Source organism: Gluconobacter sp. (assembly GCF_047723935.1).
Taxonomy (GTDB): Bacteria; Pseudomonadota; Alphaproteobacteria; order Acetobacterales; family Acetobacteraceae; genus Gluconobacter.
Genome location: NZ_JBDOBO010000074.1, coordinates 1 through 10,448 on the forward strand (window position 1 = coordinate 1; position 10,448 = coordinate 10,448).

The window sequence follows — 10,448 nt, forward strand, 5'->3', positions numbered from 1 at the left end:
AGAGTGTGACTGCCCGTATCATCGAGCGTTCGAAAATCTCCCGGCGCCGGTATCTTGCCCTCATGGAGCGTAATCGCGCCAAGGGTGTACTCCGGCCCAAACTGGCCTGCGGCAATCTGGCCCACGCGATCGCGGCGTCCAGTCCTGACAAGCCGGAACTGATGCGTCCTACCGGGACCAATATCGGTGTGATCACGACCTATAATGACATGCTTTCGGCGCACCAGCCTTACGGCCGCTATCCCGAGCAGATCAAGCTGTTCGCCCGAGAAGTCGGTGCGACGGCTCAGGTCGCGGGGGGCGCTCCGGCCATGTGTGACGGTGTGACGCAGGGTCAGGAAGGCATGGAGCTGTCCCTGTTCTCCCGTGATGTGATCGCGATGTCGACTGCGGTTGGATTGAGCCACGGCATGTTCGAAAGCGTGGCGCTTCTGGGGATCTGTGACAAGATCGTTCCAGGCCTGCTGATGGGCGCGCTGCGGTTCGGCCATCTGCCGACCATGCTGATCCCCGCCGGCCCGATGCCTTCCGGCCTGCCGAACAAGGAAAAGCAGCGCATCCGGCAGCTTTATGTTCAGGGTAAGGTTGGTCAGGACGAACTGATGGAGGCGGAAAACGCATCCTATCACAGCCCGGGCACCTGCACCTTCTATGGTACTGCCAATACGAACCAGATGATGGTCGAGATCATGGGGCTGATGATGCCGGATTCCGCGTTCATCAATCCCAATACGAAACTGCGTCAGGCCATGACGCGCTCGGGAATCCATCGTCTTGCGGAAATCGGTCTGAATGGTGAGGACGTGCGTCCGCTGGCGCACTGCGTGGATGAAAAAGCCATCGTGAATGCGGCGGTTGGCCTTCTCGCTACGGGCGGATCGACCAATCATTCGATTCACCTGCCTGCCATCGCCCGCGCAGCCGGAATTCAGATTGACTGGGAAGATATCAGCCGTCTGTCGTCTGTCGTTCCCTTGATCACCCGTGTCTATCCGAGCGGGTCCGAAGATGTGAATGCGTTCAATCGCGTTGGGGGCATGCCGACCGTCATCGCCGAGCTCACGCGTGCGGGGATGTTGCACAAGGACATCCTGACGGTTTCCCGTGGCGGCTTCTCCGACTACGCCCGCCGTGCCTCCCTTGAGGGCGAGGAACTCGTTTACAGTCATGCGAAGCCCTCGACCGATACGGATATCCTGCGGGACGTGTCTTCGCCGTTCCGTCCGGATGGCGGTATGCGTCTGATGACGGGAAATCTGGGGCGTGCAATCTACAAGAGCAGCGCTATTGCGGCTGAGCATCTGACGGTTGAAGCGCCTGCGCGGGTCTTTCAGGACCAGCATGACGTTATCACGGCCTATCAGAACGGCGAGCTGGAACGTGATGTCGTTGTGGTCGTCCGGTTCCAGGGGCCGGAAGCCAACGGCATGCCCGAGCTTCACAAGCTGACCCCGACTCTGGGCGTGCTTCAGGATCGCGGCTTCAAGGTGGCTCTGCTGACGGACGGGCGTATGTCCGGTGCGAGCGGCAAGGTGCCGGCAGCCATCCATGTCGGGCCGGAGGCACAGGTTGGCGGGCCGATCGCCCGTGTGCGGGATGGCGACGGGATCCGGGTCTGCGCTGTGACGGGACAGATCGAGGTTCTGGTGGATGCGACGGAATGGAACAGCCGCAAGCCTGTCGCCCCGCCGCTCCCGGCTCTGGGGACGGGGCGTGAGTTGTTCGCGCTGATGCGTTCGGTGCATGATCCGGCTGAAGCGGGCGGCTCTGCGATGCTGGCCCAGATGGATCGCGTGATCGAGGCCGTCGGCGACGATATTCACTAAGGAAGATTTCCCATGATCGATACTGCCAAACTTGACGCCGTCATGAGCCGTTGTCCGGTTATGCCGGTGCTGGTCGTCCATGACGTGGCCCAGGCCCGTCCGATGGCTGAAGCGCTGGTCGCCGGAGGGTTGTCGACGCTTGAAGTTACGCTGCGGACGCCGTGTGCCCTTGAGGCCATTCAGGAAATGTCGAAAGTGCCAGGCGCGCTTGTTGGTGCTGGAACCGTGCTCAATCCATCGGATATGGATCGTGCCGTGCAGGCAGGGGCACGTTTCATCGTCAGTCCTGGCCTGACCGAGGCTCTCGCAAAGGCGTCCGTCGCGCATGATGTTCCGTTCCTGCCGGGTGTGGCCAATGCGGGTGACATCATGCGCGGGCTCGATCTGGGGCTGTCGCGCTTCAAGTTCTTCCCAGCCGTGACGAACGGCGGAATTCCGGCTCTCAAAAGTCTGGCCAGCGTTTTCGGCAGCAATGTCCGTTTCTGCCCTACAGGCGGCATTACGGAAGACAGTGCGCCGGAGTGGCTTGCTCTGCCGTCCGTGGCATGCGTCGGAGGGTCATGGGTGACGGCTGGAACATTCGATGCGGACAAGGTCCGACAGAGAGCAACAGCAGCGGCACTGCTAAAGGTCTGATCGACGGGAGCAGACCTCTGCGTCACGGGTGCGTGTGGACCAGCCTGCGCCCGTGACAGTCTGTCGTTAGGATTTCTGGTAGAACATTCTATGAACAAAAGGTTTGCGGCGTAAGCGGAAGCTGATCATAAAGGCGTGTGACTGGACGTTCCCACCTGCTGATTGGCGGCTTTGCCGTTCTGTGTGCCATGCGCTGGCATATGTTATCGCCTGAGCCGTTTTCAGTCTGTACGGGGCTTCTGGGCAGCCTTCTTCCTGATCTCGATACCGAGCGTTCCATGCTGGGAAGCCGTCTGAAGATTCTTTCCCGCTTTCTCGCAAAGACTTTCGGGCATCGGGGTCTGACCCATTCGGGTCTGATACTCGTGCTTGGGGCGGCCGTGGTGGACGCTCTTGCAGGATCTGCGGGGCTGCATGGCCCGTGGGGTGCCCTTCTGCTCGGAATGGCAACCCATATTGCCGCGGACCTGCCGACGGGAGGGTGTCAGTTCCTTGCCCCTCTCAGCCGGTCACGGGTTTCGCTCTGGCCCTATGTCCGGACTGGCGGAATCGGGGAAATCATGCTTCTTGTGCCCATTCTCTGCCTTCTGGGTTGGGCAGGATTTTCCGGAAATGGCCCTGTTCCGGGTCATGTTCCTCCCTCTGCGCATCACTCGCGGTTGCGCGGACATGTTTTGAAGGATATTTCATTCTCATCATGACTGAGACCCGACTCCCCGTCCGTCGCGCCCTTCTTTCCGTTTCTGACAAGACGGGACTGATCGAACTGGGGCGTGCACTTGCCGCTCACGGTGCGGAACTGCTCTCGACGGGAGGGTCCGCGAGGGCTCTTCGGGATGCGGGCCTGACAGTCAAGGATGTGTCCGATCACACGGGTTTTCCCGAAATTCTTGATGGCAGGGTCAAGACCCTCGTCCCCCAGGTGCATGGTGGCATTCTCGGGCGTCGCGATCTTCCGGCCCATGTTGACCAAATGGCGCAACATGGCATTGCGCCGATCGATCTGGTCTGTGTGAATCTCTATCCTTTTGCCGCGACTGTCGCGTCTGGTGCCGGGGCCGAAGACTGTATCGAGAATATCGATATTGGTGGTCCCGCCATGATTCGCGCCGCAGCAAAGAACTTCGATCATGTCACGATCCTGACGGACCCGAAGCAGTATGCTGCAGTTATCGAATCTGTCGGGCACGGGGGAACTGTTCTGGCGGAACGTCGGGCCTATGCGGCGTCTGCCTACGCCCATACGGCGGCTTACGACAGCATGATCTCCCGCTGGTTCGTAAAGCAGGCGGGTGAGATCCTTCCCCCCGTGCTGACACTCAGCGGGACACGAGACGACCTTCTGCGTTACGGTGAAAACCCGCATCAGAAAGCAGCATTCTATCGTGACGGCAGTCAGCGTTTCGGGGTTGCGAGCGCGCGTCAGCTTCAGGGCAAGGCCCTGAGTTACAACAATATCAATGATACAGACGCCGCTTTTGAAGCTGTTGCCGAGTTTGATGAGCCGACAGTTGTGGTCGTCAAACATGCGAATCCGTGTGGTGTCGCTTCCGCCGCGACTCTGGAGCAGGCCTGGATTGCGGCTCTGCGCTGTGATCCCGTTTCGGCGTTTGGAGGCATCGTGGCGGTTAACCGCCCCCTGGACGCGGCAACGGCCCAGCGCATCAGCAAGATTTTTACAGAAGTGATCGTAGCGCCTGATGCTGACGCTGAAGCGGTTGAAATTCTGGAACGCAAGAAAAATCTGCGTCTGCTTTTGACAGACGGCATGCCTGACCCTGAGGCGGAAGGTCTGGCGTTCCGTTCTGTGGCGGGGGGATTTCTTGCCCAGACGCGTGACGCAGGTCGTGTGACTGAAGCAGATCTCAGGGTCGTGACGAAACGGGCGCCTACCCCACAGGAAATGAAGGACCTGCTATTCGCCTTCAGGGTCGCCAAGCATGTGAAATCCAATGCTGTCATTTACGCCCGAAACGGCGCGACAGTCGGAATTGGTGCAGGGCAGATGTCCCGTGTTGACAGTGCACGGATTGCTGCTCGCAAGAGTGAGGATGCGGCAAAGGAAGCGGGCGAACATACGCCGCTGACACAGGGTTCAGTTGCCGCTTCGGATGCTTTTTTTCCGTTCGCGGACGGTCTGGAGAGTGTCGTGGCGGCCGGCGCCGTGGCGGTTATTCAGCCCGGCGGTTCCATTCGTGATCAGGAAGTGATCGACGCGGCAGATGCAGCGGGAATCGCCATGGTTTTCACTGGCATGAGGCATTTCAGACATTGAAACAGTTCGTTCTCGTCAGTCTGCTGCTGGCATCCTCTCTTTGCGTGGCTAAGGCCGCTCCCTGCGTTTATGATATGACGCCTCTGCCAGTGACGCAGGGAATCGTCTCGGGGATTACGCCTACGGGTGTCAAACTTCGTGATGGCACGACAGTCATCCTGCCCGATGAATTCCTGGCAAGCGTGCGGTTGAACCAGAAGCTGGCTGTAAGAGGGCTGGTTTCAACGGCTACCCATACAGTCCAAGCTCTGGCTCTGGACGGAACGCCGCCTGTCTGTCCAAGCGCGCCAACAATCCCACGCGGCCCGTTTGCAGGCTCGCCTGCGTACGATGCCATTCGTCCCTGATCGTCGCCGGTTTTCTGATTCAGGCCTCTCTGGCCACCATGTAATTTTCAATAGGCCATCCGGAGAGGCAGCGAAGCCCGTGGCGGGAAATCCCCACCGCGGGTGAGTTGCATCATGCATTCTTCCGTAAGCTAAACGCTTTCTTTACATTTTTTGTGCCATCAAATTCGCGGATTTCCAATCTTCAGCGGATCCGGAGGCACATCTATTGTCACAGGTCACGACACCCGTAACGCTACAGACGGTCGGAGTGGCGCGCAGTGCAATTGCGCCCGAGGCGCAGCTTGCGTCCAATGAACGTTTCCATGATCTGCTCGAAAGCTACGTGTATTCAAAGGCGCAGGCGCACGCCCGGCTTAATCAGGAACAGCAGACCTGCAGACTGTCTCCTTCCAAGCAGCATTACCTGGATAACGATCCGACGACGCAATCGGAGAAATTTCCGGGAGTACAACAGGATATAAAGGACGCTGGTAAGAACGATTCTGCCCGTTCTTCAAGTGAAAACGGTCTTCCAGATGAATTCCATTCTGTAACCGAAGCGGCGTCTTCGGAAGGTAGTCAGCCAGAAGGCCAGGGCTCTGCCAGTATGCAGACACAGGATCAAAGTCTGGATAGTTCACAGCCTGTATCGTTACAAAAGGTGCGTGAAGATATTTCTCTTCAGCCTGAAGTCAAACAATCAGGGCCGGCAGTAAAGCTGATTTCAAGTTCTGCGGAACTTGAATCTGCTTTGCCAGCACCAGAGACATCCAACTCAGTCCCCGCTACGCCGGAAATGTCGGGGCCTGAAACTTCGGAAGAGCAATCCGTTCTCTCTGAGGGGACGATAACGGATGCCAGTCTCTCATATGCCGGAAAAGAGGGTGATAATTCTCTTGCTCCAGAAAATGGAGAGTTTGCGGTTGGATCTGAGGCAACAGTCGTATCGGCAACGAATGAGCATTCTGAAATATCAGTAATCACGGAAACTATTTCGTCACCCCAAACAGAAAATACTGCTGACGAGGCTCACGACACTGAAGCGTCCAGTGAAAAGTTTTCGGCTCTTCCAGATCAAAATACGGACGAAACAGGTCTCTCGGAAACGCAGTCGTCCCATAAATCTGCGCAGCAACCACTTTTGTATCAAAAGACTGATGATGGTGTTACAACAACGCATATTGAGATGAGCGTGGGATCACACGAGAAGGTCCATGTTCAGATCAGCGGAAATTCCGATAAAGAAAACCGTATCCACATTGATACGGATAATCCGGAAGTCTATCAGTCACTAAAAGATAATCAGGATACTTTGGTTTCTGCGTTAAACCAGAATTCAGTATCTATTCCTGATCTAAATTCGATGGTTCCGTCAAATATTCAGATCAGTCTCTCAAAAGGAGTATTCCTAGAATCTGCCTCTGATGAGAACCGATTTGGCGACGATGATCATTCAGCAAATGTCTCTCATAGTGAAACCTCCCAAAATGCAACATCTGGACACGAGCGCCGCAAATTACGCAGTGTCGTAGATTTTACTGTTTAGAATAGGAATAAATCATGGTTTCTTCCATTAGCAGTACTTCAGCAAGTACGTCTCTTTTGAGCCAGGCTATTAAAGCTGCAAAAAGTAATGCTGTAACAAATTCAGCTTCCAGCGCGTCGACATCTGCAAGTAGCTCAAGCAGTTCCCTATCGTCGCTGGGAGGGAATTTCAATCAGTTCCTTACCTTGCTGACAACTCAGTTGCAGCATCAGGATCCCAGCAATCCAACAAGTACAGATTCGTTCACAGCCGAACTGGCCCAGTTTGCGGGAGTTCAGCAGCAGGTTGAGACCAATACAAATCTTACGAGTCTCATTTCAGCGACGCAGGACAATCAGATGGCATCCGCGGTGAGTCTGATTGGCAAGACGACAACGGCGAGCAGTTCGAGCCTACCCTTGCAGAGTGGCGCAGCATCTCTTTCATTCACTGCGCCTCAGGCAGGAGACGTGGCGATTGCGGTGACCGATAGCTCGGGCACCGTTGTCAAGTCAGAGACAGTCAGCGCGACAACAGGGGTCAACACGTGGAAATGGGACGGTACTACCAACAGTGGAACTCAGCTAACAGATGGCGCCTATAACGTCGCTGTTGAAGGGAGTTCTACAGATGGTAGCAGCGTTGCACTTCCGACAACGGTAACTGGCTTGGTCACGGGCGTTTCAAAAACTTCGACAGGTGTTGATGTCGATATGGGGGGAGCGAAGATCGACATGACCGATCTAACGGGCTTTTCGGGAACATGATTTAAGGGACAGCCAAAAAGCTTGTTAGGCGCGTGTTAACCTTTTTGTTCCACACTAAGCCTCATTGATAGTCTGTTTATGAGGAGGGTTTGTACATGCGGCAAGAACGGAAAGAGTTTCCTGAAGCAGCTTGTAAAGGCCACGCCTCACCGGTCATGGGAAAAGAGAGCAAACGGTGAAAGCGCTTCTGACGAATCTCAAACAACTGGGCTTGCCCCGCCTGGCTGCTCTAGGTGGCGTCGGTACAGCGATGTTGATCCTGCTCGGCGTCTTGGTCATGCATGGCATGAATACTACGACCGGACTGCTCTACCGCGATCTCGAAGCTCACGAAGCTGGCGAAATAGTAGATCAGCTTTCAAAGGCACATATCAAATATCGTCTTGAAGACCAGGGTAGTACGATCATGGTGGCCGAAGATGACGTAGCCCGCGCTCGGCTTATGCTCGCCGAAAACGGGTTGCCTTCTGGCGGTTCGGTTGGATATGAAATTTTCGACAAAGGTAATGGTTTTACAGCCACGCAGTTCGAGCAAACCATTAATGAGACGCGTGCTCTTGAAGGGGAATTGGAGCGCTCAATTCGTCTTATACACGGTGTACGGAATGCGCGTGTTCACCTTGTTCTGCGTCACAGAGAATTATTTTCAACTGACGAACAGAGTGCTCAGGCGAGTGTTCTTCTTTCCATGGACGGTGGTCGTCGTTTGGATGAAGAGAATATCTCTGCAGTTGTAAATCTTGTTTCCGCCGCGGTACCTGGTCTCGATGCCCGAAATATTTCCCTTATAGACAATAGGGGGCATGTTCTACTGAAAGAGGGACAAGGGGCTCTGGGCGGTGGTCAGTCTCCGGAAGAACAGCGAAGATCAATAGAACAACGTGTGGCTCGGGAAGTTGAAGATTTGCTTGGAGCCTCATTAGGCCCGGGGCATGTCCGTGTTGAGACGAACATTTCGATGAATAACGATAAGGTGCGCGAGACTCAAGAAAGCTACGATCCCGATCAGCAGGTTCTTCGTTCGCAACAAACAAAAAACGAAAAAAATATTAATACGCAAGGAAATACAAATACTACTGTCTCCAACAACCTTCCCAATGCTAATGCCGGGCAACAACAGAGCGGTAGTCAGAGTAGTAGGCAAGAGCAAACTAACAACTATGAGATTGGTAAAACTGTCCGGACTTTGATCCAGGATCAGCCACGAATTTCGCGGATTAGTATGGCTGTGATGGTCGACGGAATTAGCCAAGCTGACGGCAAGGGACATACAGTCTGGCAGCCCCGAAATTCTGAAGAACTGGCGCGTCTAACCGCTTTAACGAAAAGTGCAATTGGCTTTGATCAAAACCGTGGAGACATCGTGACAGTGATGTCTATGAAGTTCAATGATGTCGAGACAGACATGAAGCCATCGGCTTCGGCCTGGGAAAAATTCTTAAGTCGATCTAATCAAATGGAGGCCGTAAGGTTTGGATTATTTGTGATCTGTCTTGGCATGGTCTTGTTCTTCGTGGTTCGGCCATTGCTCCGCCCTGTCGGCAAACAGAATAACTCAGTTCTGCTTTCGCTACCTGGCTCTAATGTCGGCTTGCAATCTGGAATTTCATCACAGCAAGGGAATCTAGATAATCCTGTTGTTCTGACTTCGAACCAGCTGCCCACTTCGACGGGACCATCTTATGTTAACGCGGAGCCTCTGGAAGAAGAGACGGTGTCGGTAAATGGAGTTCAAGGACGGATTAGAGCCTCCTCTGTACAAAAAGTTGTAGATCTCGTGGAGACGCATCCATCAGAAAGTATTGCACTTGTGCGAGGTTGGTTAATGCCACCTGAGGGAGGATTGGCGCGATGATGGACATCGAAAAAAACATCTCTGGTGTTCAGAAAGCCGCTATTCTGATGATGGCTTTGGGAGAAGATAATTGTTCTCGTCTCTTCGAGCAGATGCATGAGGAAGAAATAAGAGAAATTTCCTCAGCTATGGCACAGCTTGGAATGATTTCGGCAACAGTTGTTGAAAGAGTTTGCCATGAATTTAGTCAAGGACTTGGCTCAGCAGAGGGGCTTATAGGTGATTTGGAGAGTACCGAAAAGCTGCTGAAAAACGCTTTGCCTGCTAATCGAGCTGCGGCAATCATGGAGGAAATTCGTGGACCAGCTGGTCGAACAATGTGGGACAAGCTGGGAAATGTATCTGAGACAGTTTTGGCTAATTATCTGAAAAATGAATATCCTCAAACCGTAGCGGTAGTTTTGAGTAGAGTGAAGCCGTCCCACGCAGCAAAGGTATTGGCGCTATTTCCTGAAGATTTTTCTCTCGATATCATGATGAGAATGTTAAAAACAGAAAATATACAAAAAAATATTCTACAGAATATTGAAAAAACGTTAAGGTCCGAATTTGTTTCTAATCTTCCTAGGGGCGTAAATCGTAACAGCCACGAAGTCCTCGCAGAAATATTTAATAATTTCGATCGGCGTCTTGAAGGTAGGTTTATGGATGCTCTTGATGAGCGCAGTCATGAGGATGCGGAACAAATCAAGAGTCTTATGTTCACATTTGAAGAACTTGTTAATCTATCGGCGGAAAGTCTAATAACTCTTTTGAATCAAATACCTAGGGAAAGTCTGCCATTAGCTCTTAAAGGCGCTAGTGATAAGTTGAGACAGGCTTTCTTTGCTTCCATGTCTGAAAGAGCGGGTCGTATCCTTTTGGATGAGATAGGAGACTTGGGACCTGTTCGTGTCAAAGATGTTGATACTGCCCAAAATGAAATTCTTGTTATTGCAAAAGATCTTATAGAGCGAGGTGAAATTGATCTAATTGATCATGAGCAGCCTGGAAATGAAATGATAGTTTGATGGATAATCAATTCAAAAAGAATAATGAGCTACGAAATTCATTATATCTTGAGGATTTCGATAGGGTGCCATTTTCAGAGAAAATTTATTATGAAGACGAAAAGAATATAATAAATGAAATAGAGATGAGAAAACAAAGAGAGATAGATTTATGTGAAGAAAGCTATCGTAAGGGTTTTGAGGAAGGAAAAATAATATCAAAAAATAATATGGATCAAGAAAGAG

At 53.0% G+C, this 10,448-nt stretch carries 10 protein-coding genes; all 10 read left to right on the plus strand.

From position 1 onward, the window contains the following. The first annotated feature begins 5 nt into the window (after window positions 1-5). Window positions 6-1,826 (plus strand): phosphogluconate dehydratase, encoded by a 1,821-nt coding sequence (gene edd, locus ABF979_RS14340; RefSeq protein ID WP_415560513.1) that lies wholly within the window; start codon window positions 6-8, stop codon window positions 1,824-1,826. Between the two features lie 12 nt (window positions 1,827-1,838). Beyond that, window positions 1,839-2,462, plus strand: coding sequence for a bifunctional 4-hydroxy-2-oxoglutarate aldolase/2-dehydro-3-deoxy-phosphogluconate aldolase (gene eda / locus ABF979_RS14345; RefSeq protein WP_415560505.1), 624 nt, complete (start codon window positions 1,839-1,841; stop codon window positions 2,460-2,462). Between the two features lie 137 nt (window positions 2,463-2,599). Further along, window positions 2,600-3,163: a metal-dependent hydrolase gene (locus ABF979_RS14350; protein WP_415560506.1), complete on the plus strand. Its 564-nt coding sequence runs from the start codon at window positions 2,600-2,602 to the stop codon at window positions 3,161-3,163. Further along, window positions 3,160-4,737 carry a bifunctional phosphoribosylaminoimidazolecarboxamide formyltransferase/IMP cyclohydrolase gene (gene purH, locus ABF979_RS14355; protein WP_415560507.1) on the plus strand — a complete coding sequence of 526 codons (1,578 nt, stop codon included), beginning with the start codon at window positions 3,160-3,162 and terminating at the stop codon, window positions 4,735-4,737. Before ABF979_RS14350 ends, purH begins: the two co-directional genes overlap by 4 nt. Next, a complete protein-coding gene (locus ABF979_RS14360) occupies window positions 4,734-5,084 on the plus strand; it encodes a hypothetical protein (protein WP_415560508.1) in 351 nt (116 codons plus the stop codon). The genes purH and ABF979_RS14360 overlap by 4 nt, the downstream gene beginning before the upstream one ends. A 208-nt stretch (window positions 5,085-5,292) precedes the next feature. Next, complete coding sequence (locus ABF979_RS14365) at window positions 5,293-6,612, plus strand: flagellar hook-length control protein FliK (protein WP_415560509.1); 1,320 nt, start codon at window positions 5,293-5,295, stop codon at window positions 6,610-6,612. Window positions 6,613-6,626: 14 nt separating this feature from the next. Further along, on the plus strand, window positions 6,627-7,358 hold the full coding sequence (locus ABF979_RS14370) for a flagellar hook assembly protein FlgD (RefSeq protein ID WP_415560510.1): 732 nt from the start codon (window positions 6,627-6,629) through the stop codon (window positions 7,356-7,358). Between the two features lie 175 nt (window positions 7,359-7,533). Then, on the plus strand, window positions 7,534-9,213 hold the full coding sequence (gene fliF / locus ABF979_RS14375; protein WP_415560511.1) for a flagellar basal-body MS-ring/collar protein FliF: 1,680 nt from the start codon (window positions 7,534-7,536) through the stop codon (window positions 9,211-9,213). After that, the gene (locus ABF979_RS14380) at window positions 9,213-10,223 is read left to right on the plus strand and encodes a flagellar motor switch protein FliG (protein WP_415560514.1); all 1,011 of its coding nucleotides are present in this window, start codon (window positions 9,213-9,215) and stop codon (window positions 10,221-10,223) included. Before fliF ends, ABF979_RS14380 begins: the two co-directional genes overlap by 1 nt. Next, the coding region (locus ABF979_RS14385) for a hypothetical protein (RefSeq protein WP_415560512.1) at window positions 10,223-10,448 on the plus strand (226 nt) is incomplete at its 3' end. The genes ABF979_RS14380 and ABF979_RS14385, both read left to right, overlap by 1 nt.

Excerpts from the sequence above, each read along its gene's own strand:
- purH (WP_415560507.1), top strand. The coding sequence starts at position 3,160 with ATGACTGAGACCCGACTCCCCGTCCGTCGCGCCCTTCTTTCCGTTTCT.
- ABF979_RS14370 (WP_415560510.1), top strand. The coding sequence starts at position 6,627 with ATGGTTTCTTCCATTAGCAGTACTTCAGCAAGTACGTCTCTTTTGAGC.
- eda (WP_415560505.1), top strand. The coding sequence starts at position 1,839 with ATGATCGATACTGCCAAACTTGACGCCGTCATGAGCCGTTGTCCGGTT.
- ABF979_RS14380 (WP_415560514.1), top strand. The coding sequence starts at position 9,213 with ATGGACATCGAAAAAAACATCTCTGGTGTTCAGAAAGCCGCTATTCTG.